The following is a 25,700-nucleotide window of genomic DNA, read 5'->3' on the forward strand; positions in this document are numbered from 1 at the left end:
GGCGGTGTTTGGCACCTCGATGTCGGCTCATCACATCCTGGGGCTGAAGCCGGTCCCAAGGGTATGGCTGTTCGCCATTTAAAGTGGTACGCGAGCTGGGTTTAGAACGTCGTGAGACAGTTCGGTCCCTATCTGCCGTGGACGTTTGAGATTTGAGAGGGGCTGCTCCTAGTACGAGAGGACCGGAGTGGACGAACCTCTGGTGTTCCGGTTGTCACGCCAGTGGCATTGCCGGGTAGCTATGTTCGGGAAAGATAACCGCTGAAAGCATCTAAGCGGGAAACTTGCCTCGAGATGAGATCTCACTGGAACCTTGAGTTCCCTAAAGGGCCGTCGAAGACTACGACGTTGATAGGTGGGGTGTGTAAGCGCTGTGAGGCGTTGAGCTAACCCATACTAATTGCCCGTGAGGCTTGACCATATAACACCCAAACAATTTGCTGTTTGTGTGCTTGACGTAAGACTGCAACAGCCGAAAATCTGCAAGACCACGCAATACCATCTGTCACATACCCATTTTGGAACAGCGTACTTCATAACTGAAGCACGGCGTTCCACCCGAATTGCTTGACGACCATAGAGCATTGGAACCACCTGATCCCATCCCGAACTCAGTAGTGAAACGATGCATCGCCGATGGTAGTGTGGGGTTTCCCCATGTGAGAGTAGGTCATCGTCAAGCTTGTATTTCAAACCCCCCATCTGCGTAAGCAGGTGGGGGGTTTGTCTTTGCACCGCAGAAAAGATCGTGCGCCGCCCGTTCGGTGTTCCTTGTCCTAGGGGGCGGTTCTGCGCTCTGCTCGCCTAGACTAGTCAATTATCTTGCTTGAGCTATTACATATGGCCGATTCGGCTGACACTCATGAATTGTCGACGCTACCACTGGATGAGTTGGTTGCTTGTCATGAGTGCGATATGTTGATGCTCCGACCCCAGCTGGCTGATGGGGAGCGGGCTGAGTGCCCACGCTGTGGCTATGAGCTTTACACCCAGCGGCGCCATGTCGTGAGGCGCAGCCTGGCTCTGGTGCTTGCCGCATTGTTGCTTTATATCCCAGCTAATTTTCTGCCGATCATGCAACTCAATCTTCTCGGTCAGACCAGCCAGGATACTGTCTGGAGTGGCGTAATCGGGCTCTACGAAAGCGACATGCAGGGTGTAGCTGTGGTGGTGTTTCTCTGCAGCATGGCGGTGCCCTTGCTCAAGCTGCTGTGCCAGTTACTAGTGTTGCTGAGCATTACCTGGAATATCGGTCGTGGGTATGGCTTATTGTTTTATCGGGTCTATCACCACTTACGCGATTGGGGAATGCTTGAGGTCTACCTGATGGGCATTCTGGTTGCGATCGTCAAGTTGGCCGATATTGCCGACTTGAGTCTGGGGATTGGGTTGCTGTGTTTCGTTGCATTGTTATTGGTTCAAATCTGGCTGGAAGTGACTATGTCTGCGCATCAGATCTGGCACGCACTGTCCGGGGAGGAGGCCTATGCGGGCGATTGATGCGGGTCTGTTGCTGTGCCACGAATGCCATATGCTGAATAAGCTGGAGCCTGATACTAGCAAGCAGTTCTGTTCGCGCTGCGGAGGCGTCATTCACTCACGTCGCCCTGACAGTCTGGTACGTACCTGGGCACTGCTGCTGACTGCCGCGCTGCTGTATATACCCGCCAATCTATTGCCGATCATGACGGTCAACTCGCTGGGAAAAGGACAGTCCGACACCATTATGTCGGGGGTCATCGAACTGGTGCGTCTCGGTATGTTGCCGATTGCCGCAGTGGTATTCATCGCCAGTATTGTGGTGCCGACGTTCAAGCTGATTGGCATTGGCTTGCTGCTGTATTCGGTACAGCGCCACCAGCCGATGTCTGCCCGGCAGCGGGTAGTCATGTACCGTTTTATCGAGTGGATCGGTCGCTGGTCGATGTTGGATATTTTTGTAATCGCGATTCTAGTAGCGGTTGTTCGGTTCGGTAGCCTTGCGAGCATCGAGCCTGGCTTCGGCTCGATAGCCTTCGCCAGTGTGGTAATTCTGACGATGCTGGCGGCTTTAACTTTCGATCCCCGGTTGATCTGGGATAACACGGAGTCGGATGACGACCATGACTGATCTACCGAGGGCAAGAACGCGTCCTGCTTCAAACTGGTCGGCCATCTGGGTCTTGCCGCTGATTGCCTTGCTGATTGGTGTCTGGCTGGGTTGGCGTGCCTACAGTCAGGCTGGTATCGACATTCAGGTGGTTTTTCCAAGCGGGGAAGGCATTCAGGCCGGCAAGACTGAGGTTATCTACAAGGGCATGGCCATCGGCAAGGTCAAGGCGATGACGCTTGATGACAGTGCTGAAAGCATTGGCGTTATCGCTACCGTAGAGATGAGCAAGAAGGTTGAATCGCAGTTACGCAGCAACACGCGTTTCTGGCTGGTCAAGCCGAGTGTGAGTCTGGCGGGCATTACCGGATTGGAGACCCTGGTGTCGGGCAATTACATTGCGGTGAGTCCTGGTGATGGAGAGCCTACGCTTGAGTTTGCGGCACTGCCCGAGCCTCCGCCCTTATCGGATGATCGACCTGGGTTGCACCTGACCCTGAGGGCTGAGCGTCTCGGTTCGCTGAGTCGCGACACTCCGGTGTTCTACAAACAAATTCAGGTGGGCCGGGTGAAAAGCTATGCCCTTGCCGACGATCAGACCACGGTCGAGGTAAAGCTCTATATCGAGCCGACCTATGCCGCTTTAGTGCGCAAACACACGCGTTTCTGGAATGCCAGCGGCATCAGCATCGATGCGGGGTTATCCGGCTTCAAGCTGCGCAGTGAGTCGTTGGCCAGCATAGTGGCAGGCGGCATTGCCTTTGCCACGCCGGAGCATCGCAAGCAGAGTCCGGCGACCGACCCCAGCATTCCGTTTCGTCTGTATGAAGATTTTGAGAGCGCCCAGGCCGGCATCAAGGTGCTGGTCAAGATGACCGACTTCGAAGGCCTGCAAGCCGGGCGCACGCCGGTGCTGTACAACGGTATCCAGGCTGGAACCTTGAAGGCGCTGAAGGTCAACGACGACCTCACTGGTGCCTTGGCCGAGTTGACCCTCGATCCGCGTACAGAAGATTTTCTGGTCGAAGGCACCGAGTTCTGGGTAGTCAAACCCTCAATTTCTCTTGCCGGCATCACCGGTATCGAAGCGCTGGTCAAAGGCAACTATATTGCCGTGCGCCCAGGCGAGAAAGGCGCTGTAGCCAAGCGTGATTTTTCAGCGCGTCCCAAGGCTCCGCCGTTGAACCTGGATGCACCGGGCCTGCATTTGGTGTTGTTCAGCGACAGCCGCGGCTCGCTGGACGTGGGCAGCCCGATTCTCTATCGGCAACTTAAGGTTGGCTCGGTACAGAGTGTGCAGCTGACGCGCAACAGCCAGCAGGTGGTGTTCGGTGTACATATCGAACCGGAGTACACACGCTTGGTAAATAGCAGCACGCGATTCTGGAACGCCAGTGGGATTACCTTAAAGGGCGGTCTGTCTGGGGTCGAGGTGAAAAGCGAGTCGCTGCAAACCCTGCTTTCAGGGGGGATCGCGTTTGAGACCGAGAACTTGCAGGCGCCACTTGTCGCCGGGAAGGTGCAGCGTTTCGACCTGTATGGTGACCGTGATCGTGCGATCCAGAGCGGTGTGGCAATTACCATTCAACTGGAACGTGGCGACGGCCTGAGCCCGGGTACGGCAATTCGCTACAAGGGGTTAGACGTCGGTACTGTCGAGCGCATCCAGCTTAGTGACGATCTGCAAGCGATAATCCTGCATGCCCGGGTGACCCTGGCGGTTGAGCAAATCGTTCGTCTCGGCACGCAGTTCTGGGTGGTCAAGCCGCAGTTGAGTCTGGCGGGTGCCGCTAACCTGGAAACCCTGGTCAGTGGCCAGTACCTGGAGGTGCAGCCGGCGAATAGGGTGGGGGCCAGGCAGACTCATTTCGTTGCGCTAGCCGAGCCGCCAAGCCAGGCTGTGAACGAGCCAGGCTTGCGTCTGGTGCTCAGCACCACGCGGCGTAGCTCGCTGAAGGCCGGGGTGCCGGTGACATACCGCGAAGTGCCGGTGGGCAAGGTGACTGGCTATGAGCTCGGGCCGACCGCAGATCGGGTGTTGATCCATCTGCTGGTCGAGCCGCGTTATGCCGGCCTGGTACGTACCGGCAGCCGGTTCTGGAATAGCTCCGGAATTGGTGTCGAGGCCGGTTTGTTCAAGGGCGTGAAAGTGCGCAGCGAATCCCTGGAAACCCTGATTGAGGGTGGCGTGGCATTCGCCACACCGGAGCAACAACCTCTGGGTACGCAGGCCATGCAGGGGCAGACTTTTGCTCTGTTTGACGAGCCGCAGGAAGAGTGGCTGCGCTGGTCACCGAAAATCGCTTTGCCGAAATAACCACTTACGACAAGGGCCGCAATCGCGGCCCTTGTCGTTTCTAGCGGATGGATCAGGCCAGCTCGTGGGCCTTGACCGCTTCAGTGGTCGTTTTGCTGGTCTCCCGGCGCTGGATGTATTTCCAATCAGTCTCATCGATATAGATCCCGTTCGGCCCGCTGCCGCCTTCCAGGTCGATGGCCACATGAGCCGAGACTTGCGGCTTGACCGAGGCCAGGATCGGCACGAAGCCCAGTTGCAGGCTGGTTTCGATCAGCGCCTGCTGGTTTTTCTCGTCAATATCCGCCGCCTCATCCAGGTAGTACGGCAGGCGGATGCGCCCGGCTTGGTCGCGGTCCATCAGGTGCAGCAGCAAGTACATGTTGGTCAGCGCCTTGATGGTCATAGTGGTGCCGTTGGAGGCCGCGCCATCGATGTCGGTGTGGATCACTGGTTGGCCATGCACCTTGGTAATCTCGAAGGCCAGCTCGAACAGATCCTTCAAGCCCAGTTGGTTATGGTTGGCGGCTACCAGGCGCGCCAGGTATTCCTTGGCCTCCTCGTTCTTGCTGTCCTGGTTGCTGCTCTGCTGCAGGTCGAATACCGAGAGGGTCTCGCCTTGTTCGTACTGGCCGGCGCTGTGGATGATCTGGTCGATATGCTTGAGTGCCTCCTTGTTTGGCGCCAGAACGATGCGGAAGCTTTCCAGGTTGGAGACCTGACGCTTGTTGATCTCGCGGTTGAACAGCGCCAGTTGGTGTTCCAGGTTGTCGTAGTCGCTGCGGATATTGCGCAGGGTACGGGCGATATCGGTGACGGCGGCACGCCGCGCCTTGGTCAAGGTCAAGGCTTCGTCCTGGCGGTGGGCGTAGGCGTTGACCAGCAGGTGCAAGCGGCGTTCGACGTCGTCTTCGCTGTCGAACTTGGCCACGCCTTTCAGGCGTACCTGGGCATAAAGAGCTTCGATTTGGCCGTCGATTCGTTGCAAGCCTTGCCAGGCATCCTGATAGTCGTTGAGCAGGGGCAGCAGGTTATCCAGCGAGTCGTCCAGCGGGTCGGTGAAAGGCATGCCGAAAGGCATGTCGGCCGGCAGCAGCTGGCGGCGGCGCAGGGCGTCTTCCAGGGTGCGCTGCTTGGCTTCCAGGTCAGCCAGCTGGCGGCCGATAAGCTGCAGCTTGGCGGACAGTTGCTGTACCCGCTCGGTAAAGGCATCGCTGCTGCGCTTGAGCTCGTCCTGCGCCGCTTCCAGTTGCGCCAGCTGCTCCAGCTTGGCGTCTTCTTCCACCGCCAGGGTCTGGCTGCGGCGGAAGTCTTCCAGGGCTTTCTGCGCGTCCAGCACGGCCTGGTAGTACTGTTCGGACTGCGCCTTGCTGGCGGTGCGGTCGACGGCTACTGCCTGCTGGGTTTTCAGTTGCTTGTATTCGCGTTCGAGGCGGTCTTTCTGGTCGCGCAAGGCGGCGCGGTCGGCCAAGGCCTGCAGGGCCGGAGGCTCGATATGCGAGAGGTCGATGGATAGGCCGGGCACTTCGAAGCGCTCGCCGTTGAAACCATTCAGCACAGTTTCCAGGGATTTCACCCAGGCATCGCCATCGCTGACCTGAATGCCTTTTTCACCCAACGGCAGGCTGAACAGCTGGCCGTTAAACAGGCGCATCAGGCGGTCGACGTCGGCTTGGCTGAACTCTTCGCGCAGGCGCGAGTAGCTGTTGTTGTCGGCGTACTCGAGCTGCTGCTTGACCGATTTGAGGCGTTTGTCCAGGTCGCGCAGGCGCTCGTCGAGGTCTTCGTTGGAGAACTGCCGCGACTGCGCCAGAGCGCCGGCCAGTTCGTCGTGAGCGTCCTTGGCGGCGAGCAGTTGCGCTTCCAGCATCTGCACATCGCTGACCAGGGCAAAACGGTTTTTTAACACCGAGAGCTCGCCGAGCCAGCGTTGGATTTCGCTGATCTCGCGCTCCATGCGCATCAGCTCTGCAGTGTCGCCGCGCTGCTCGTGCTGCAAGCCGTCCTGTTCGCTGCGGTAATGTTCGGCCTGGATCACCAGCTCATCCTTGCGCGCCCCGGCATAGTCCTGCCAGGTACCGAGCAGCGAGTCGAGCAATGGCGAAATGCGATGCAATTTGCCGCGCAATTGTTCGCGCTGGGCGACACCAGCGGCCAGGGCCTCGATCAGCGGGCCGGCGGTTACCAGGGCCTGATAATCGTTTTCCATGCGGCGTACATCGCGGAACGCTTCTTCAGTAGCGGCGATATAGTCGACGCTACCCGAACGCAGGCTGTGTTCGAAGGCATCGAGGAACAGCTGCTTGAGCTTGGCGGCGGTGATTTCACGCATATGCAGCAGGTTGATGAACAGCGCGCGGAAGGTCTTCAGGCTCTGTTCGCTGGTGGAGCGTAGCGGGATCAGAGTCAGGTCTAGCGGAATCGAGGTGTGCCCGCCGACCAGCAAACGGCGCAGCTCTTCGGGTTTCAGTTCAAAGGCCTTGATGCCTTCGCGTTCCAGGGCGTTGAACAGCTCGCGTTGGCGCAGGCAAGTGCCGTCCTTCTGGTAGTGGGCCAGATCCAGCACGCCTTGGTAGGCAAAGAATTGGTGACCAAAACCGCCGCCTGGGCCACGCCCGGCCACGCCGATCACATGTGGGCCGTGGGGCAGGACGACTTCGACCAGGATGTAGCTGGTGTCGCTAGCGAAGTAGAACTTGCGCGACTGCTCCAGGCTGTACTTGCCGAAGCTCATGTCGGACATGCGCGCCAGGATGGGAAACTGCAGGGCGTTGATCGAGGCGGATTTACCCAGGTTGTTGGCCCCGTAAACCGACAGCGGGTTTTCCAGCGGGAACAGACCAAGGCTGTAGCCGGCGGTGTTCAACAGGGCGAAGCGGCGGATGCCATAGCGTTCCTGGCTCATGCGTCTATCTCCTGTAAGGCGCGTTCGTCGGCCATGGCACGAGCCAGGGCATCTTCTTCAAGCTCGTCCTCGGCGAGGCTGATGATCTCGTCTTCGGTTTCATCGTCCAGTAGCGCAGGGGTTGGCAATGGCTGGGCGCTGTGCAGGGTGGCAGCCAGGTCGCGATCCTGCTGCACGCTCAGGCAGACATCGAGGAAGCGGTGCATGGGCGCGAGGAAGCGGTAGATGCCGTTTTCTTCGCCGGCAAAGCCCAGTTGGTTCAGGCGGCGCATGACTTTTTCTTCCAGTTCCTCGACGCTGGTGACTTCGGCCTGGAGAAACAGGTCGCGGTATTTTTCCAGCAGTGCCGGCAGCTCGTCACGGCCGATGCTGCCGCCATCGAGTACGGCCAGCGGGTCGCGACCCTGATCCGCTAAATGTTCAACGAGGATAAAGGTGAACAGTGCCAGGCGTTGGGCGGTCTTGTTGACATGGGCGCCCATCTGCTCGGGAACGAAATAGTAGAAGCCGCGACTGTCGCAGACCAGCTCATAGCCGAGCGCCTTGAACAATGCGCGGTACTGATCCTGCTGGTTGGACAGCTGGGCATACAGCTCCGGGTCGCGGCGGCTGACGTGATAGCCCTTGAACAGCTCGCGGAAGATCGGGGCCAGTTGGGTCAGTTCTTTCAGGTCAATATTCATGGCGATCCATTGAGCGCGTTATGCGTAGGGTGCGCGGTGCGCACCGTGGATTCGTGGGTGGTGCGCACGCTACGGGCCGGCTGGTGATCTGAGCAAGGCAAAGGAGCTCAGGCTGACCTGGTGCTCGGCGGTCAGGTAATCGCGGCGCTCCAGGCGTTCGCGTTGGAAGCGGGGATCGCGCGACAGGCGCGAGAACCAGTACAGCAGTTCGTCGGTTGCACCGTCCGCTTCCTGCTCCAGCAGCCACGTCATCAGATCCGGTAACGGTAACGCCTGTTCGCAGCGCTCGATCATTTCCCGGGCGGTGCGTGGCGCGCGCGGTACTTCACCCTTGCGCGTTGTGCTGGCCTTGGGGAATTGCGCCGGCTTCGGTTCGAAGCGAGCCAGGGCGTAAACGTAAGCCTCGACCTGTGACGCCGTGCCGAGAAAGGTGCTCTGCGGACGACTGAACAACGGCAAGGATGCCTGAGGTACGGCATCCAGGCCTTTGCGGCGGATCGCTGCCAGGGCCAGGGCCGCGCCGCGGGTGACGGCGTTGTGCCGACGCGCTTCTTCGCGCAGTGGCAGTAGCAGCTCGCGGGCGCGGCGCAGGGTCAGTTGGGCGGTGGTCTGCATTTCCAGGATGCGCGCGTGGGTGCGCAGCAGCAGGTCGTCGTCGACCAGCTGGCCTAGGCGCTGCTGTTCGCCGAGCAGGCGCAGCAGCACGTGCTCGACGCGGTTGACGCCCTGCTCGAAGGCGCCGTCGGCGGCGACCAGTTGGATCATCGGTTCGACGTATTCGTCCCAAGTCGCCAGCACCTCGGCGTAACGCTGGCGCAGCGGGATCTGCCGGTCGCTGGTCTTGGCCCGTTCGGCCACGGCGACCAGGGCCTGTTCGTCGTTGGCCAGTTTCTTCAATACATCGCGCACACGCATATCGAGCAAGCGCAGCTGACGCGCCAGGTCGGCGGCGTCGCGCACCTCGAAAGCATCCTTGATATAGCCGGCCAGGCGTTCGAGGTGGCGTAAATAGGCCTCGATCTCCAGGCACAGCCCCAGGCGGTGTTCGCGGCGCAGGTAGGCGAGGAAGTCGTGGATCTGTGCGTTCAGCTCAAAGCGGTTGGGGCTCTTGGCCTCTGGCACCAGGATATCCAGGCGGATCCACTGGTCGAGCAGGGCGGTAATGTCCACGGGCGTGCTTTCCGGCAATTGTGCCGACAGCTGTTTGCGCAGCTCAACCAAGCTCAGGGTGCCGCTATCGAAGCGTTCGCAGAGCGGCTCGAGTAGCGTCCAGTGTTCGGCAAGGGCGCGCAGTACGCGCTTGGGATCGATCATCGAAGGCCGGTCGCTCAATCTGGGGAAAAACGCCGATTGTACTGCATCGGCCGGCAATCGATTGAGCCTGAACTGATCGGAGGCGCTTTGTGTCCAGTCAGTCATATTTTTGTCATTCAGGCTGTTTATCTTTAGCGGGCCGTTGAAAAGCCCCATGGGTTGCCTATGCCGTATTTAACGCAGGTACGGCCGCGTCACCTGTTTTGCTGCGGGCTCGGCACGTGATCATCATGCCCCGAGCCCGTCGAGCCGTTCAGCAAGCCCCGCATCGCTTGCGATAAAGCGTCGCCAACGGTCGGTAGTCAGACGAAATATCCCCATTGCTCTTTCGATATGCGCCGGTTATCGGCACAATTCGCCTCCACTTTTTGGGGAGGGGTCGGCTTTGCTGATTTCCTGCCGGTTGACCTTGTATAGGCACATAGATGATCAAGACGCCGTACTACCTCATCGACAAGCAAAAGCTGCTGGTTAATCTGCAGAAGATTGCCTATGTGCGCGAGCAGTCCGGCGCCAAGGCGCTGCTGGCACTCAAGTGCTTCGCCACCTGGTCGGTGTTCGACCTGATGCAGCAATACATGGACGGCACCACCTCGTCGTCGCTGTATGAGCTTAAGCTCGGTCGGCAGAAGTTTGTCGGTGAAACCCACGCCTACAGCGTGGCCTGGGCCGATGATGAAATTGACGAGATGCTCGCCAACAGCGACAAGATCATCTTCAATTCCATAGGCCAGCTCGAGCGTTTCGCCGAAGCGTCCGCCGGCAAGGTGCGCGGTCTGCGAGTCAACCCGCAGGTGAGCAGTTCCGACTACCTGCTGGCCGACCCGGCACGTCCATTCAGCCGCCTGGGCGAGTGGGACCCGGAAAAGATCGCCACGGTGATGGATCAGGTCAGCGGCTTTATGTTTCACAACAACTGTGAGAACGACAGCTTCGAGCTGTTCGACCAGATGTTGACCACCATCGAAGAGCGCTTTGGCCACCTGCTTGAGCAGGTCGAGTGGGTCAGCCTCGGTGGCGGCATTCATTTCACCGGCGACGACTACCCGCTGGATCAGTTCTGCGCGCGGCTCAAGGCCTTCTCCGAGCGCTTCGGCGTGCAGGTCTACCTGGAACCGGGTGAGGCAGCCATCACCCTGAGCTCCTCGCTGGAAGTCACGGTGCTTGACACGCTCTACAACGGCAAACACCTGGCCGTGGTCGACAGTTCCATCGAAGCGCACATGCTCGATCTGTTGATCTACCGGCTCGATGCCAAGATGGAGCCCTGCAATGGTGAGTACACCTACATGGTGTGCGGCAAGTCATGCCTGGCAGGGGATATCTTCGGCGAGTACAAATTTGATCGTCCGCTGACTATCGGCGATCGGCTGTCGTTTATCGACGCAGCGGGTTACACCATGGTCAAGAAAAACTGGTTCAACGGCCTGAAAATGCCGTCCATCGTAGTGAAACAACTCGACGGCAGCGTCGAGGTGGTTCGCGAATTTGGCTTTGATGATTACCTGTCCAGCCTTTCCTGAAGGCCGGCGGTTACAGGAGGTACACAGAAATTGAAGAAGAATGTTCTGATCATTGGTGCAGGAGGTGTCGCCAAGGTGGTGGCCCACAAGTGCGCGCAGCACAACGACGAACTCGGTCGGATTGCTATCGCGTCGCGCAACATCTCCAAATGCCAGGCCATCATCGACAGCGTTAAGGCCAAGGGCAGTCTCAAGCAGCCGGCTGAGATCAAGGCCTATGCCTTGGATGCCATGGATGTAGACGCAACCAAGACGCTGATCCGCGAAACCGAATCGCAGATCGTCATCAATGTGGGGTCGTCTTTCCTCAACATGTCGGTGCTGCGCGCCTGCATGGATACTGGCGTGGCTTACCTCGACACCGCCATTCACGAAGAGCCGGGCAAGGTCTGCGAAACGCCACCTTGGTACGGTAACTATGAGTGGAAGCACCTGGCCGAGTGCCAGGAGAAAGGCGTGACCGCCATCCTCGGTGTCGGTTTCGATCCGGGTGTGGTCAATGCCTACGCTGCATTGGCTCAGCAAGAGTACTTTGACCAGATCGAGTCGATCGATATCCTCGACGTCAACGCCGGTTCCCATGGCAAGTACTTCGCCACCAATTTTGATCCGGAAATCAATTTCCGTGAGTTCACCGGTCAAGTCTGGAGCTGGCAGAGCAATCAGTGGACCAGCAACAGCATGTTCGAGGTCAAGCGCACCGACGACCTGCCGGTGGTTGGCGAGCAGAATCTGTACCTGACCGGGCATGACGAAGTGCATTCCCTGTCCAAGCACCTGAACGTGCCCAATGTGCGTTTCTGGATGAGCTTCGGCGAGCACTACATCAACGTGTTCACCGTGCTGAACAATCTAGGCCTGCTTTCCGAGCAGCCGGTGAAAACCGCCGAAGGCCTCGACGTGGTGCCGCTGAAAGTGGTCAAGGCCGTGCTGCCTGATCCGGCCTCGCTGGCGCCGGGCTACAGCGGCAAGACCTGTATTGGTGATCTGGTCAAGGGCACTAAGGACGGCAAGCCGGTCGAGCTGTTTATCTACAACATCGCCGACCACGCTGATGCCTATGCCGAGACCGACAGCCAGGGTATTTCCTACACCGCCGGTGTGCCGCCGGTCGCGGCTGCCTTGCTGGTTGCCCGTGGTGACTGGGACGTGGCGCACATGGCCAACGTCGAACAGCTGCCGGCTGAGCCGTTCCTCAAGCTGCTCGATGTCATGGGTCTGCCCACCCGGATCAAGGACGCCAACGGCGACCGCCCCTGGGATCAAACCCTCTGATCGGCTGCGCGTCGGCCAGGCGTTGTTGAAAGTGCGCTCGGATGCTCATTTACAGCAGTAAACTCCGCGTCCTCGCGCACTTTATTCGCTGGCGCTCACCCTACGGGTCAGCCTGCGGCTGTTACTCCCGTTGGTCGTTGCGCCTAGCCTGGCTCTAGCGCGCTCGATCGGCCCAACGCCTGCCATTTTGGCGGGCGTTTTGTTTCCGGCTTCGTGGGAGGGGCTTTGGCCGCGATGATGCTTAGAACGTAGGATGGGTTGAGCCTGCGATACCCATCGCATAGCTGGCGGCGATCCCTTGATGGGTATCGCTGCGCTCAACCCATCCTACGAATGCCCAACGCCCGCCATCTCGGCGGGCGTTTTGCTTTCTGGTGAACATCCACCGTTGCCTGTTGCTGGTGGATGTAAAGAGCGACATCCAGCCTACGTGCAGGCTTGTGCGATCAAACCTGCATCCCGCTTTAGCCGCGACGCGGCATCGATGCGCGTCACGCTTCCCGCCCGGCGCATTTCACGCGACAATCACGGTATATAGATATGCGCCCCTGCGTTGGGCGTGTGCATCTGCGCATCCGTGAGGAAACCAGCATGAGCAGCAACGACCGCGTCATTATTTTCGATACCACCCTGCGTGATGGCGAGCAGAGCCCTGGCGCGTCCATGACCGGCGAAGAAAAGCTGCGCATCGCCAAGGCCTTGGAGCGCTTGCGCGTCGATGTGATCGAGGCGGGTTTTGCCATTGCCAGCCCGGGTGACTTCGCCGCCGTCAAGGCGATTGCCGACAATATCAAGGACAGCACCGTGTGCAGCCTGTCGCGCGCCCTCGATGGTGACATCGACCGAGCCGCAGAGGCACTCAAAGGCGCCAACTCCGGGCGCATTCATACCTTTATCGCCACCAGCCCGATCCACATGCAGTACAAGCTGCGCATGCAGCCGGATCAGGTGGTCGAGCAGGCGGTGCATGCGGTCAAGCGCGCGCGCAACCTGTGCAGCGATGTGGAGTTCTCCTGCGAAGATGCCGGGCGTTCGGAGATCGATTTTCTCTGCCGGATTGTCGAGGCGGCGATCAATGCCGGTGCGCGCACCATCAATATTCCGGATACCGTGGGCTATGCGATCCCGCACCAGTATGCGGAGATGATTCGTCAGCTGCTCAATCGCGTACCCAATGCCGACAAGGCGGTATTTTCGGTGCATTGCCACAATGACCTGGGCCTGGCTGTAGCCAACTCCCTGGCCGCTGTGGTGGCCGGCGCTCGACAAGTGGAGTGCACCATCAATGGCCTCGGTGAGCGTGCTGGTAACGCCGCGCTGGAAGAGATCGTCATGGCGATTAAAACCCGTGAAGACCTGCTCGGCGTGCACACCCGCATCGACACCCCGCACATCCTCAGCACCTCGCGCATGGTTTCCGGTATCACCGGTTTTCCGGTGCAGCCGAACAAGGCGATTGTCGGCGCCAACGCCTTCGCCCATGAATCGGGTATTCACCAGGATGGCGTGCTCAAACACCGTGAAACCTACGAGATCATGTCTGCCGAATCAGTTGGCTGGAATGCCAACAAGATGGTCATGGGCAAGCACTCTGGGCGCGCGGCGTTCCGCGCGCGGCTGGAGGAGCTGGGTATCGTCCTGGCTGGCGAGGGCGAACTGAATGCCGCGTTTGCCCGCTTCAAAGACCTGGCCGACAAGAAGCACGAAATTTTCGACGAAGACTTGCAAGCGTTGGTTTCAGACAGCCTGAGCGCCGAAGCGCCCGAGCACTTCAAACTGCTGAGCCTGGAAGTGGCGAGCAAGACTGGTGAAGTGCCGCAGGCGCAGATCGTGGTCAGCGTCGATGGTCAGGAGCGCAGTGCCGCCGCACAGGGCTCCGGGCCGGTTGACGCGACCTTTAAAGCCATCGAGTCGATTGCCAGTTCGCAGGCCAGTCTGCAGCTGTACTCGGTCAACGCCATTACCGAGGGCACCGACTCCCAGGGCGAAGTCACCGTGCGCCTGGAAAAAGCCGGGCGCATCGTCAACGGCAATGGTGCCGATACCGACATTCTGGTGGCATCGGCCAAGGCCTATATCAATGCCCTGAACCTGATGCAGGCTGGGCATAAGGCGCACCCGCAGGTGGCTGACGTTTGATTGAGGAGCTGCGGCGTCGCGCTTACCTGAGTGCCATGCAGGTGGCTAGTTGGCTGCCCCGCGTGGAGCTGCCTTTCGCAGCACCCTCTCGCCCGCAGGTGCTGCAGCCAGCAGAGCCGGAGGTGCCCGTCGCGGCCCAGCCACCTGCCGCGTTACCCACCGCGACGTCGAGCAGGCCTGAGCCGCACCTCGAACGGCCAAAGATCGAGGTGCCGCGACCTGTCGTCACGGCCCGTAGCGCCAAAGTGGATATCAACGCTGAGGCCGAGACGCCTGGAGTGGCCAAGCCGGTGGCTGCACCTACGCCGCGTTTCGCCCTACAGCTATTGCGTGCCGGCGACTGCGCCTTGCTGGTCGAGTTGCCTACCGGTGAGCCCTTGCAGGGTCGCGATCCGGCTTACCTGCTACTCAAGGATTTGCTGCGCGCCGCCGGCCTGCCAGACAGCCCGCAATTGGTCGGTGAGCCGGTACGTTGGCCATTGCTAGCGCGCGGCAGCATGGATCAGGGGCCGCAGGCAGCGTTGGATTATGTACAGAGCTTTATCTCTGCGCGCCTTGAACAACAGCCCCCCTGCCGCTGCCTGTGGCTAGTGGGCTTGCCGGCTATCCGTTTTGCTGGCGATGCCAATGCCGAGGCCTACACCCGTGAGTTGCAGGTCGAAGGCCTGGGTGCTGCCTGGGCGCTGCCGGGGCTGGAGCTGCTGATGGACGAGCCCGCACGCAAGGCTGAGCTGTGGCACGCCATGCGCCGGGTACGGCAACGCTGGCTGGCTGCCTCTTGAGCGCGTTCAGAGTCGCCTGGTTCGGACCGCGTCGCCCAGCATCCCACCGTCTATTGAGCCAATCTGAATGAGTGAAACGATTTCTTTCCGCCCGATGACCGAGGCGGATATCGAGGCGGTACTGAGCATCGAGTGCGCCGCATTCAGTCACCCCTGGTCCCGTGGCATCTTCCTCGACAGCCTCAAGTCCTACGATTGCTGGGTGATGTTCGACGGTCTGCAGCAGGTCGGCCACGGGGTGATTAACGTCATCATCGACGAAGCTCATCTGCTCAATATCACCGTAAAACCGGAGAGCCAGGGCCGTGGTTTCGGCCTGTTGCTGCTGGAGCGCTTGATGCAGCGCGCCATGGAACTCAAAGCGGGCGAATGCTTCCTCGAAGTGCGTGCCAGCAACCAGGTAGCATATCGCCTGTACGAGCGTTACGGTTTCAATGAAATCGGCCGGCGTCGCGACTACTACCCATCCACAGGTGGTCGCGAAGATGCGCTGGTAATGGCCTGCACGCTGCTCGACTGAGCGCAGTAGCCGTCGCCCGGATGCTGTCCAGGGGCGCTCCTCACCACGCTTACGGGCTGTCGAACTCAGGGTTTCCTAAGGGCGGCGGAGCGGTGCTGACTGTGACTGCAGCGCAAAGTGGCTTGTCAAAGGCCACACGCGCTCCGTATGGTGCGCATCGATACTCCAGGGAGCCGATGGCATGAGTGACTTACAACACCTCTTCGACAACAACGAACGGTGGGCCGAGGCTATCACCCAGCAGGACCCCGCATTTTTCGCCAAGCTGGCCCGCCAGCAGGCACCGGAATACCTGTGGATCGGTTGCTCGGATGCGCGGGTGCCAGCCAACGAGATCGTCGGCCTGTTGCCGGGTGATCTGTTCGTGCATCGCAACGTCGCCAACGTGGTGCTGCACACCGACCTCAATTGCCTGTCGGTGATTCAGTACGCGGTCGATGTGCTCAAAGTCAAACACATCCTGGTCACCGGCCACTATGGCTGCGGCGGTGTGCGGGCCTCCATGCAGGATACCCAGTTCGGCCTGATCGACGGCTGGCTGCGGACCATCCGCGATTTGTATTACGAGCACCGCGACCACCTGGCTAAGTTGCCGAGCGAGGAGGAGCAGGTCGACCGTTTGTGTGAACTTAATGTGATTCAGCAGGTGGCCAACGTCAGTCACACGACCATCGTGCAGAACGCTTGGCACCGGGGTCAGGACTTGTCGGTGCACGGCTGTATCTACGGCATCAAGGATGGCCGCTGGAAGAACCTCAACGTCACCGTCAGCGGTATCGAGCAGCTGCCGCCGCAATACCGTCTGCGTCCGTTCGGCGAAAACTGAGGTGGTCAATAGCTCACGCACTCTGGCCATGCTCGGCCTGCTGCTGGCCGTACTCTGCTGGTCGGGCAACGCCCTGGTGGCGCGTGCCTTCGCCGGCGAGATCCCGCCATTCGCACTGTCGTTCTGGCGCTGGTGTCTGGCCCTGAGCCTGTTGTTGCCGTTCGTGCTGGCGCCGTTGTGGCGCCATCGCTGCGCATTGCGTGCGGCTGGCTGGCGCCTGCTGGTGCTCGGCGGACTTGGCATCGCCGGCTACAACTCGATGCTCTACAGTGCCGCGCAGACCACCGCCGCAATCAACATCACCCTGGTCAACACCTGCCTGCCGCTGATGACCTTTATCGGTGCCGGCCTGCTGCTCGGCGAATGGCCACAGCGCCGCGCCTGGTGGGGCATGGGCCTGGCGGCCGTCGGCTTGCTGGTGCTGATCACCCAGGGTAGCTGGGCGACCCTGACCGCGCTGTCGTTCAACCGCGGCGACCTGATCATGCTCCTGGCCGTGGCCGACTGGGCGCTGTATTCCCTGCTGCTGCGGCGCTGGGCCACGTACCTGATGCCGATCCCGGCTCTGGCCCTGCTCGGCGTACTGATGCTGCTCGGTGTACCGCTGATCCTGCCGTTCTACCTCTATGAGCTCAGCCAGGGTGCCCGTTTCGTTGTGACCCCAAGCAACCTAGGCGCCATCGCCTATACGGCGGTATTCGCCTCACTGGTTGCCTACCTCGCCTGGAATCACGGCGTGCGTGTACTCGGTGCGGCCAAAGCGGCGCTGTCCAATTACCTGATGCCGGTATTCACCGCCATACTTGGCTGGTTGCTGCTGGGTGAGGGCTTGCAGGCGTTTCACTGGCTGGGCGGTGGGCTGATTTTTGCCGGTTTGCTGTTGGGCACGCAAATGGGCGGCAAGCGCGCGGTGGCTGGCGAACCCACGAAAACGGCGTAGTCCGCTAGCGCTATCTGCCGTTATACCGCCGGGCAATGGCTCTTGCTGGAGCCATTGCTATGCCGCTCCGCGACGCGGTACCCATGGCATGTCCAACTGTGCTTCGTCGCGGCGCCAATGCTCGCGCGGCAGTGGTCGATTTATTTGCCAGGGTCGATCTTCTTCACTGCCGCCAGCCAGTCTGGGTTCATCTGGTTCTGTTCGGTCTCCATGCTCAAGTTCTCCATCGAGGCCTTATGCCGGTTGATCTCCGCGATGACCTGGCTGAGGGCGCTGGAGTTAGCGTCCAACTGGTGCATTTGGGTCAGGCCCAGGTGATAGAAGCGCAACAGCTTCATCGCGGTCTGATCGTGAGCCGCTACGCCGGCAGTGACATGGTGCATGACGTTAGTGATGCTCATCAGCTTGCGCTTGAGTTGCCAGCCATAGACGGCCGGGGCCATCCAGGGCTGCTGCCAGAACTTCAGGCGCACCAGCGCTATCGTCAGCAGCAGTCCGGCAATGATGCCGCCCAGATTCAACCGAAAATTATCGCCACCGGGTTCACCGAACAACAGCACGGCAATGCTAGACAGCAGCATGCCCAACAGCACAAAAATCAGCGCAATGATCAGGGTGCTACGGCGTGTTTGCTGGCGGTACTTCTCGGGATTCAATTGCCTGATCTCGAACATCATCTTCGCAGGGTTCCTATGTTGAGTGCTTGTTGAGTGGGGGACAATGTGGCGGAGCATTATCACCCACAGCGATCATGCTGACGCGATTAACCGCGCTGACTGTATTCGGTTGGCCTCTGTGCGGTTTTAGGCCGCGGAGGGCGTAACACATAGCGCGGCTCATGGCACCTTCACATGGCGCCCCCTTGCCACCAACGGCGGGAGTCGGTCTCAAGGCAGCGCTCGATATTTCCACCGTACCTAAGCACAAACCCGTTAGTTCGCACTTGCGGCCAGTACTTGGGCCAAACCTAGCCCTCCGCCAATCCAATTGTTGGCGTAAAATCAGGGTGTTACTGGGAACTTGCCCGGCCCATGGAGTGTCCTTGATGCGCCAGCTTGTGCCACTCGCGACAGGTCGTGCATCAGTCGTCAACGATCATTAAGGCTTTAGACAGGAGATGCGCCGTGAGCAAAACAGCACAGGAATACGCGGATGAGTTGATGCCGCTGAGTCGCCTGCCAGATCCTGATGCAAACGAAGGGCCGCATAGCCGCTTCGTGAATGTCGACGTAGCCGCAGCAGACCGCACTCAAGAAATAAAGCACGCAGTTGCCGCGACACTGTGTGAGCGGTTCCAGTTGATATACCCCGACAGGGCCGTCTCCATTGGTCGCTTTGGGATCAATAACGAGGGCTGGCGCATGTGTTTCGAGGTGGCGCCTGTGCTTGCCGAGAAGTACTAAGGCCGTCGTCCTTTTGCGGCTTGCGCAGTGTGCGCATTGATCCGGCGAGATGCGCCGCGAAGAACTCGGGTGTCGCCGGACATCGCGCCGGGCCTACGCGGGCTGCGTCGAATGTTAACCAAATCGCTAGTGAGCGCCGTGGCACTGCTGCGGGCATCGCCATTCGTTTGGGTCGCTACTTCGACACGACTGCTAGTTCTGGATGAACCTGCAAGCCGAATACGCACTGGCTACGACCTTTGCCGCCAATGGCGAAGAAATAGAGCATGAGATTGAGCCTCTTCTGGCTCATGGGTGCGGCGGGGGAAATGGGCGTGTAGTCGGGATTTAGTCTGTTTGTAGTCTGCCCGGAAAACAAAAAAGGGCTTAGCTTTCGCTAAACCCTTGTTTTGTTTGGTGGCTACGCAGGGACTTGAACCCCGGACCCCAGCATTATGAATGCTATGCTCTAACCAGCTGAGCTACGTAGCCGATGTGGCGCGCATTATTCTGGGTCAGGGCTTTTCTGTCAACCCTGGGATGAGAGTTTTTTCGCGCACGATCAAGCGCTTAGGCACTATGCAGGCGCTGAAACATCGGCCTGCTTCTGGTGATGTGCGCTCAGCTCCTCAATTTGGGTAGTCCGATTAAACATTCCGCTCGTAGGTTCCGGGTACTTAGGTGCACGTGGCCTTGCTGTCGGCAATCGTCGGCGAGCCGGGTTGCCGTGGCTCGGGCGTAGGCGACGCCCTGTCGGCTGTCATGCAGGCACGGCGATGGCGCCGCAAAAACCGGCTGCGCTGGTGGCTCAGTCGCTCGTCGGGCGCAATGCGATCTGCTCGTTGCACGTCTCGCGCGCTTCACCCCGTGAGCGTTTTCCTCCACTCTGTGTTTCTTTTTCCCAGCAAGGCCCTCCCGTGCAACCGGTTATTTCCATCCAGCAACTGAACAAGACCTACGCCTCCGGTCATCCGGCGCTGCAATGCATCGATCTGGACATCCATAAGGGCGAGATTTTCGCCCTGCTCGGCCCCAATGGCGCGGGCAAGACCACCCTGATCAGTATCATCTGCGGCATCGTCAATCCGGGCGGTGGCAGGGTGCTGGTTGGTGGTCACGACATCATCAAGGACTACCGTGCTGCCCGTGCGCAGATCGGCCTGGTGCCGCAGGAGCTGGTCAGCGATGTGTTCGAAACCGTTTGGGCGACGGTGAAGTTCAGCCGCGGGCTGTTCGGCAAGAAGCCTGATCCGGCTTATCTGGAGCGCCTGCTGCGCGACCTGTCGCTGTGGGACAAGCGCGACGCAAAGATATTCGAGCTTTCTGGTGGCATGAAGCGCCGGGTGATGATCGCCAAGGCGCTGTCCCACGAGCCGCAGATCCTGTTCCTCGATGAACCCACCGCCGGGGTCGATGTCGAGCTGCGCCGTGATATGTGGAACATGGTTCGTGGCCTGCGCGCGCGCGGCGTGACTATCATCCTGACCACCCACTACATCGAAGAGGCCGAGGAAATGGCTGACCGCATCGGGGTGATCAGCAAGGGGCGGATCATCCTGGTCGAGGACAAACAGGCGCTGATGCACAAGCTTGGCAAGAAACAGCTGACCCTGCACCTGCAGCAACCGCTGGCCAGTATTCCCGCCGAGCTGAGCGGCTACCGCCTGGAATTGACGGACGAGGGCCATGCACTGGTGTTCACCTTCGACGCACAGGGCGAGCACACCGGCATCGCCGAATTGCTTAAGGATCTGGCCCAGCGTGGCATTGATTTCAAGGATCTGCAGTCCAGTCAGCGTTCGCTGGAAGATATTTTCGTCAGTCTCGTTCAGGAGGCGCGGTCATGAATTTCTATGCCATCAAGGCCATCTACCTGTTCGAGCTGGCACGCACTTGGCGCACCCTGCTACAGAGTATCGCCACCCCGGTGATCAGCACCTCGCTGTACTTCGTGGTGTTCGGCTCGGCCATTGGTTCGAGCATGACCCAGATTCAGGGGGTGAGCTACGGGGCCTTTATCGTGCCGGGGCTGATCATGCTGGCGCTGCTCACCGAGAGCATCTCCAACGCCTCGTTCGGCATTTATATGCCCAAGTATTCCGGGAGCATTTACGAGCTGTTGTCGGCGCCGGTGTCCTATCTGGAGATCCTCGTCGGCTATGTCGGTGCGGCGGCGACCAAGTCAATCATCCTCGGCCTGGTGATCCTGGTCACGGCCCGCTTATTCGTTGATTTCGAGATTCTCCACCCGTTCTGGATGCTGGCCTTGCTGGTGCTCACCGCGCTGACCTTCAGCCTGTTCGGCTTCATCATCGGCGTGTGGGCCGATGGCTGGGAGAAACTGCAGATAGTTCCGGCGCTGATCGTCACGCCGCTGACCTTCCTCGGCGGTAGCTTCTACTCGATCAGCATGCTGCCGCCAGTGTGGCAGGCAGTGACCCTGTTCAATCCGGTGGTGTACCTGATCAGTGCCTTCCGCTGGAGCTTCTACGGCGTTTCCGACGTCAACGTAGTACTCAGCCTGGGGATGATCCTGGGCTTTCTGCTGCTGTGTGTCCTGGCGGTGGGCTGGATCTTCAAGACCGGTTACCGGCTGAAGAGCTGAGGGCGGGTGAAACGCTCTCGTCTACTGCGCCCGTTTTCAGGCGGGCACGGCCGGATGGGCCTGGATAAATCGGTGCGGGCAGTATTCTGCAGGTGGCTTGGGCTGCACGTGGAGCGTGGCGAATGCGCAGAGGGGGTGGGCTGATAGCGCCGTCCAGAAACAAGAAAACCGGCTCAAGGGCCGGTTTTCAGGGGCTTTCACTGCATGCGTGGGCATGTGGAAAGATAAGGCTGGAGCGGGCGAAGGGAATCGAACCCTCGTTATCAGCTTGGGAAGCTGGAGTAATGCCATTATACGACGCCCGCTTGGGGGTGCCTTTATACCGGAAGTCGGGACTGAAATGAAGTCCGAACCGAGTGCTTTTTGTTGCGACTCGGCCCGGATGGGCCTGGGGATGCTTCATACGGCCAGCGCATGCTGCATGTCTGCTGGCGCGCGGTAAGCTGTTTGGCGCAGCGGTTGGCTTTGCAGAAAGCTCAGAAGTACGTCGCTGCTTTGCTGCCACGCGGCTTTGTGCTCCATGTCCAGGAAGTGCCCGGCATTGTCGATGATGGCGAATTTGCATTCGCTGAGGTGTCCGGCGAACACGCGCACGTCTTCGGGCGAGGTGTACTCGTCGCGCTCACCATTGACGAACAGCACCGGAATATCGATTCCAGACAGGCATTCCATCCGGCAGTGAGTCTCCATGTGTACGACTTGGTCGACATGGGCATGCATCTGGCGGTATTCGTGTTCGTCCAGGCTGCTGATGTGGCGGTGGTTGAAGCGCTTGAATAGCGACGGTAGGTGTTTGCCAATGGTGTTGTTGACCAGGTGACCCAGGCCAACGCCGTCTCCGGCTTGCAGGCTGGTCAGGCCTTTTTCCAGGTAGTCGAGCATCGGTTCGTTGAGCAGCGGCGAGAACGAGGTGATCACCGCTTTTTCGATGCGCGCAGGGCGTTGCGCCAAGGCCAGCATTGCCGCGACGCCGCCCCAGGAAAACGACTGCAGGTAGTCGGCTTTAAAGTGCTCGATCAGCTCCAGCAAGATGCTTGCTTCGTCTTCCTTGGTGATCGGTTGATTGTGGCTATTGTGCGGCTTCGATTGGCCGGAGTAGGGCTGATCGTAGAGCACCACGTTGAATTGGGTATTCAGGTATTTGACCGTTTGCGCGAATGCGGCAGTGGTCGACAGTGAGCCGTTAACCAGAATGATGGTCTTGCGGGCGCTGGGGCTTGCGTAAAACTCGGTGTGAACCTTGTAGGTTCCGTGAATATCGACGACAGCGATGGTTGGCGGCATGTTGTTTCTCCAGGCGCAAATAGACCGTGGCAAGCGACGGGACAGGGCCGTTTACCGAGCAAGTAGGACAGATAGCAAAGCGCCTGGACATGACAAGCGAATGTCAGGCTGGAGGTTTTTATAAGAATTATTTTTCAATCAGTCACGGGTTGAAATAGAGCATCTGCCCCAGCCTTTTCAAGGGGCTGGAGCGATGTCGTGTTACCAGGCAGGAACCCTTTCGCGCAGAGCGCAAGTAACCAAAAGAACGCTTCGATGGCTCTCTGTGACTGGCTGGTCACATCAAGACCTTATGCCTGAATTTAAGCAGTGGCCTTTAGGGCTGGCAAGGCTTTCTTTGGGTAGTGCGCTACCGTTTATCGGTTAGCGTGCTAAGGGTGTGACTCATCGCAAAATTGGCGTCAGTTAATCTCGAAGCCGGCGATTTCTTCGGCCGTCAGGGCGCGGTATTGACCGGGGCTGAGTCGTTCATCGAGCTGGATCGTGCCCATGCTGAGGCGGTGTAAAGCGACGACCTTGTTCTGGAAGTGGCCGAACATGCGCTTGACCTGATGGTAGCGACCTTCGTAGAGGGTCAGGCGTGCCTGGCGCGGGGCCAGGATTTGCAACTCGGCGGGCCGGGTCAGCAGATCTTCGAAGCGAAAGTACAGGCCGCAGGCGAAAACCTCGATGCAGGCGGGGTCGATCGGGTCCTCGGTATCGACCAGATAGACCTTGGGCTGCTTGCCGGTCGGCGCGGTCACCCGCCGCGACCACTGGCCGTCGTTGGTGATCAGCAGCAGGCCACTGGTGTTGAGGTCGAGGCGCCCAGCCAGGTGCAGGTCATGGGTGTCCGGCTCGTTGAGCAGGTCGAGTACGGTGCGGTGCTCGGGATGCTCGGTGGCGCTGACTACGCCAGGCGGTTTGTGCAGCATGAAGTAACGAGCAGCTTTGCCAACCTGTAGCACCTCGGCATCCAGTTCGACGCGGCTAAAGACGCGCACGTCGCTGTGACTGTCGCGGCAGACCTGGCCGTCCACGCGCACGCGGCCACTGGTGAGCAGTTGGCGCACTTCCTGGCGATTAAAGCGCGGCAGGTTACTGAGGAAGCGGTCGAGGCGCATGGCTAGCCTGGCGGGTTGCGCGGTGTCAGGCCCCGGGCACAGATCGGACACAGGCAGGCGCGGTTACGCTGCTCGAGCGGCAGGCTGTCGAGCGCCTCGGGGTCGATAGCTGCGCTGAAACACCAGCAGTCGCTCACCGCAGTGGCGGATTCGGCCTGGGCGCACTGGTTCTGCTGCCCGCAGCGCGGGCAATGGCTGGGATTCATGCGCTGGCTTCGCAGGTGCGGTTGCGGCCGGTTTTTTTGGCGCGGTACAGGGCGCGGTCGGCGCGGGCCAGCAGTTCGTTGAGCGAGTCGTCCGGGTGCAGTTCGGCCAGGCCAATACTGGTGGTGATGCGCAGGCTGGCATCCTTGTAGCTGAAGCTGGCTTGCTCGGTTTGCTGGCGGATTTTCTCGGCCAGCAGGCGCGCCTGCTCGGGCGAGGTGTCCTTGAGCAGGATGATGAACTCTTCGCCGCCCCAGCGGCAGAGGATGTCGGACTGGCGCAGGTTGTCGCGCAACTTGTTGGCGAAACCGCGCAGCACTTCGTCGCCAGCCAGATGGCCGTGGTTGTCGTTGAGGTCCTTGAAACTGTCGAGGTCGAGCAGCAGGGCGCAGAGCGGACTGGGATTGCGTCGCGCCTCCTGTATCGCTTGGTTGGCCAGCAGGTCGAAGCCGCGGCGGTTGAGCAAGTCTGTTAGTTGGTCGGTGGTGGCCAGGGCGGCGATTCGCGCCTGGTAACGACGCAGGGCAATGTGGACCAGGGTCAGCACGATGGCGGTAACCACCAGGCAGATCAGTAAATTGAGGTACAGCGATTGGCGAATGCCGGCCAGCGCCCCGGTTTCGTGCTTGTCGACAAACAGGTACCAATCCAGCTCGGGAATGAAGCGCACGTTGAGAAAGTGGCCGCGACCGTGTTCCTGGTACTCGAAGTCGCCAGTTTGCGGCTGTGGCAGTTTCGCCAGGAGGTCTTCCAGTCCCGCCACTTCGCTGAGCGATTGACCGACTTTGGCGCCCATCGGCCCGCCCGTTGCGCCGGTGAGCACGATGCGGCCGTCGGTATCGACGAAGTACACGCTGCGGTCGTAGCGTGCCTGGTAGTCATCAATCAGCTTGACCACCGCGTCCACGGTCAGGCCGACGCCGGTGGCGCCGATAAAACGCTGGTCGTAGTCGAAAACTTGGTAATTGATGAAGACGGTCAGGTGATCCTGGTTGGCCATATCGACATCGACATTGATTTCGTAAGGAGACTGCATGTCGCGTACGCGAAAGTACCAGCTGTCGCGCGCCTCCTGTGGGTCGACACGCTTGAGAACGCCCTTGGCTTGATAGTAAGTGTGGGTCTTGTCGGAGACGAAAAAGCTGGTGACGGCGCCGTAGTGTTCCTGCACCTCGCGCAGGTAGCGGGTCATCTGGGCGACGTCCTGTTCGCCGCTGATTACCCAGTCGCGGACGAACGTATCGCGGGCCATCATCGAGGAGATCAGCACCGGGGTGACCAGATCTTTCTGGATTTCGGAATAGACATTGTCCGAGGTCAGCGGCAGTTCGGTGTTGACGATGTTGTCGCGGATTGTATCGAGCGCGGCGTAGTAACTGGCGAGCGAGGTCGCGAGAAAACCACAGCCGAGCAATACCAATAGCAACAGGACCAGGGGGCGTTGACTGGTTGTCGAGAGTGCGGACGGCATGCAGGGGCCTGCTCGGAGTGTGAGAACGTCATGCTAGCGTGCAATTGGCATGGCGTCACCGCTGGCAAGGTTAGACGATAGTGGCTGGGTATCTCGGCAGCTGCGCTTCTGCCTGTGGGGTATGTGCAGGAGCCAGCGACTGCCGAGGCCGCTGGATCGCCAGCAAGAACCAGGCGTCCCCCCTTGTTCTTATCAAACTAAAAATAGCTCGTTGTTTTATATATAGAAATTAAATCAGCGCCGAGCCTTTGTAGGAGCCAGCTTGCTGGCGATCCTTGCAGATGCAAAAGCATCGTCGGAGCGCCGAACCGCAGCAAGGACTAGGCGTCCCCCTGGCTCCTACACAGTTTGCTGCGCGA

At 59.8% G+C, this 25,700-nt stretch carries 21 protein-coding genes, 2 tRNA genes and 2 rRNA genes; 15 read left to right on the plus strand and 10 right to left on the minus strand.

Annotation, left to right across the window (positions count from 1 at the left end; all coding sequences use genetic code 11):
* The 5 genes from Q8K09_RS04265 to Q8K09_RS04285 all read left to right on the plus strand — a co-directional run.
* Positions 1–421: ribosomal RNA gene (locus Q8K09_RS04265) — 23S ribosomal RNA — on the plus strand; the annotation flags it as partial.
* Positions 422–566: 145 nt separating this feature from the next.
* Positions 567–682: ribosomal RNA gene (rrf, locus tag Q8K09_RS04270) — 5S ribosomal RNA — on the plus strand.
* A 158-nt stretch (positions 683–840) separates the two neighbouring features.
* Positions 841–1,500, plus strand: a complete 660-nt coding sequence (locus Q8K09_RS04275; protein ID WP_305253743.1) for a paraquat-inducible protein A — start codon at positions 841–843, stop codon at positions 1,498–1,500.
* On the plus strand, positions 1,487–2,110 hold the full coding sequence (locus tag Q8K09_RS04280) for a paraquat-inducible protein A (protein WP_305253744.1): 624 nt from the start codon (positions 1,487–1,489) through the stop codon (positions 2,108–2,110). The genes Q8K09_RS04275 and Q8K09_RS04280 overlap by 14 nt, the downstream gene beginning before the upstream one ends.
* Positions 2,103–4,406 (plus strand): PqiB family protein, encoded by a 2,304-nt coding sequence (locus Q8K09_RS04285; RefSeq protein ID WP_305253745.1) that lies wholly within the window; start codon positions 2,103–2,105, stop codon positions 4,404–4,406. The genes Q8K09_RS04280 and Q8K09_RS04285 overlap by 8 nt, the downstream gene beginning before the upstream one ends.
* 52 nt (positions 4,407–4,458) lie before the next feature.
* Here the strand turns inward: Q8K09_RS04285 and mksF are convergent, their stop codons facing one another.
* The 3 genes from mksF to mksB all read right to left on the minus strand — a co-directional run bounded on the left by mksF (position 4,459) and on the right by mksB (position 9,287).
* Positions 4,459–7,290: an Mks condensin complex protein MksF gene (gene mksF / locus Q8K09_RS04290; RefSeq protein ID WP_305253746.1), complete on the minus strand. Its 2,832-nt coding sequence runs from the start codon at positions 7,288–7,290 to the stop codon at positions 4,459–4,461.
* Positions 7,287–7,973 carry an Mks condensin complex protein MksE gene (gene mksE / locus Q8K09_RS04295; RefSeq protein WP_305253747.1) on the minus strand — a complete coding sequence of 229 codons (687 nt, stop codon included), beginning with the start codon at positions 7,971–7,973 and terminating at the stop codon, positions 7,287–7,289. Before mksE ends, mksF begins: the two co-directional genes overlap by 4 nt.
* A gap of 69 nt (positions 7,974–8,042) precedes the next feature.
* Positions 8,043–9,287 (minus strand): Mks condensin complex protein MksB, encoded by a 1,245-nt coding sequence (gene mksB, locus Q8K09_RS04300; protein WP_305253770.1) that lies wholly within the window; start codon positions 9,285–9,287, stop codon positions 8,043–8,045.
* Between the two features lie 425 nt (positions 9,288–9,712).
* Between mksB and Q8K09_RS04305 the strand changes: the two genes are divergently transcribed.
* The 7 genes from Q8K09_RS04305 to Q8K09_RS04335 all read left to right on the plus strand — a co-directional run bounded on the left by Q8K09_RS04305 (position 9,713) and on the right by Q8K09_RS04335 (position 17,292).
* Positions 9,713–10,810: a carboxynorspermidine decarboxylase gene (locus tag Q8K09_RS04305; RefSeq protein ID WP_305253748.1), complete on the plus strand. Its 1,098-nt coding sequence runs from the start codon at positions 9,713–9,715 to the stop codon at positions 10,808–10,810.
* A 30-nt stretch (positions 10,811–10,840) separates the two neighbouring features.
* Positions 10,841–12,085, plus strand: coding sequence for a saccharopine dehydrogenase family protein (locus Q8K09_RS04310; protein WP_305253749.1), 1,245 nt, complete (start codon positions 10,841–10,843; stop codon positions 12,083–12,085).
* A 591-nt stretch (positions 12,086–12,676) separates the two neighbouring features.
* On the plus strand, positions 12,677–14,224 hold the full coding sequence (locus Q8K09_RS04315) for a 2-isopropylmalate synthase (RefSeq protein WP_305253750.1): 1,548 nt from the start codon (positions 12,677–12,679) through the stop codon (positions 14,222–14,224).
* Complete coding sequence (locus Q8K09_RS04320; protein WP_305253751.1) at positions 14,221–15,006, plus strand: energy transducer TonB; 786 nt, start codon at positions 14,221–14,223, stop codon at positions 15,004–15,006. Before Q8K09_RS04315 ends, Q8K09_RS04320 begins: the two co-directional genes overlap by 4 nt.
* Before the next feature lie 67 nt (positions 15,007–15,073).
* Positions 15,074–15,526 (plus strand): ribosomal protein S18-alanine N-acetyltransferase, encoded by a 453-nt coding sequence (gene rimI / locus Q8K09_RS04325; RefSeq protein WP_305253752.1) that lies wholly within the window; start codon positions 15,074–15,076, stop codon positions 15,524–15,526.
* 181 nt (positions 15,527–15,707) lie between these two features.
* A complete protein-coding gene (gene can, locus Q8K09_RS04330) occupies positions 15,708–16,352 on the plus strand; it encodes a carbonate dehydratase (protein ID WP_305253753.1) in 645 nt (214 codons plus the stop codon).
* 28 nt (positions 16,353–16,380) lie between these two features.
* Positions 16,381–17,292 (plus strand): DMT family transporter, encoded by a 912-nt coding sequence (locus Q8K09_RS04335; RefSeq protein ID WP_305253771.1) that lies wholly within the window; start codon positions 16,381–16,383, stop codon positions 17,290–17,292.
* 140 nt (positions 17,293–17,432) lie between these two features.
* On the opposite strand, the gene Q8K09_RS04340 is transcribed toward Q8K09_RS04335, so the two are convergent.
* Complete coding sequence (locus Q8K09_RS04340; protein WP_305253772.1) at positions 17,433–17,966, minus strand: DUF3087 domain-containing protein; 534 nt, start codon at positions 17,964–17,966, stop codon at positions 17,433–17,435.
* Positions 17,967–18,416: 450 nt separating this feature from the next.
* On the opposite strand from Q8K09_RS04340, the gene Q8K09_RS04345 reads away from it, so the two are divergent.
* The gene (locus Q8K09_RS04345; RefSeq protein WP_305253754.1) at positions 18,417–18,695 is read left to right on the plus strand and encodes a hypothetical protein; all 279 of its coding nucleotides are present in this window, start codon (positions 18,417–18,419) and stop codon (positions 18,693–18,695) included.
* Positions 18,696–19,089: 394 nt separating this feature from the next.
* Here Q8K09_RS04345 and Q8K09_RS04350 read toward each other — a convergent pair.
* Positions 19,090–19,166, minus strand: a tRNA-Met gene (locus Q8K09_RS04350).
* Between the two features lie 425 nt (positions 19,167–19,591).
* Between Q8K09_RS04350 and Q8K09_RS04355 the strand changes: the two genes are divergently transcribed.
* Both Q8K09_RS04355 and Q8K09_RS04360 read left to right on the plus strand, forming a co-directional pair.
* Complete coding sequence (locus tag Q8K09_RS04355) at positions 19,592–20,521, plus strand: ABC transporter ATP-binding protein (protein WP_305253755.1); 930 nt, start codon at positions 19,592–19,594, stop codon at positions 20,519–20,521.
* Entirely contained in the window at positions 20,518–21,279 is a 762-nt protein-coding gene (locus tag Q8K09_RS04360; RefSeq protein ID WP_305253756.1) for an ABC transporter permease, read from the plus strand. The genes Q8K09_RS04355 and Q8K09_RS04360 overlap by 4 nt, the downstream gene beginning before the upstream one ends.
* Positions 21,280–21,510: 231 nt before the next feature.
* Here the strand turns inward: Q8K09_RS04360 and Q8K09_RS04365 are convergent.
* The 5 genes from Q8K09_RS04365 to Q8K09_RS04385 form a co-directional block, all read right to left on the minus strand.
* A tRNA-Gly gene (locus Q8K09_RS04365) sits at positions 21,511–21,584 on the minus strand.
* A 94-nt stretch (positions 21,585–21,678) separates the two neighbouring features.
* The gene (locus Q8K09_RS04370; protein ID WP_305253757.1) at positions 21,679–22,563 is read right to left on the minus strand and encodes an alpha/beta fold hydrolase; all 885 of its coding nucleotides are present in this window, start codon (positions 22,561–22,563) and stop codon (positions 21,679–21,681) included.
* A gap of 401 nt (positions 22,564–22,964) precedes the next feature.
* Positions 22,965–23,666: a pseudouridine synthase gene (locus Q8K09_RS04375; RefSeq protein ID WP_305253758.1), complete on the minus strand. Its 702-nt coding sequence runs from the start codon at positions 23,664–23,666 to the stop codon at positions 22,965–22,967.
* Positions 23,667–23,668: 2 nt separating this feature from the next.
* Positions 23,669–23,872, minus strand: a complete 204-nt coding sequence (locus Q8K09_RS04380) for a cysteine-rich CWC family protein (protein WP_305253759.1) — start codon at positions 23,870–23,872, stop codon at positions 23,669–23,671.
* Entirely contained in the window at positions 23,869–25,341 is a 1,473-nt protein-coding gene (locus Q8K09_RS04385; protein WP_305253760.1) for a sensor domain-containing diguanylate cyclase, read from the minus strand. The genes Q8K09_RS04380 and Q8K09_RS04385 overlap by 4 nt, the downstream gene beginning before the upstream one ends.
* Between the last annotated feature and the right edge of the window lie 359 nt (positions 25,342–25,700).

It is taken from the genome of Pseudomonas sp., from assembly GCF_030683065.1.
Lineage (GTDB): Bacteria > Pseudomonadota > Gammaproteobacteria > Pseudomonadales > Pseudomonadaceae > Aquipseudomonas.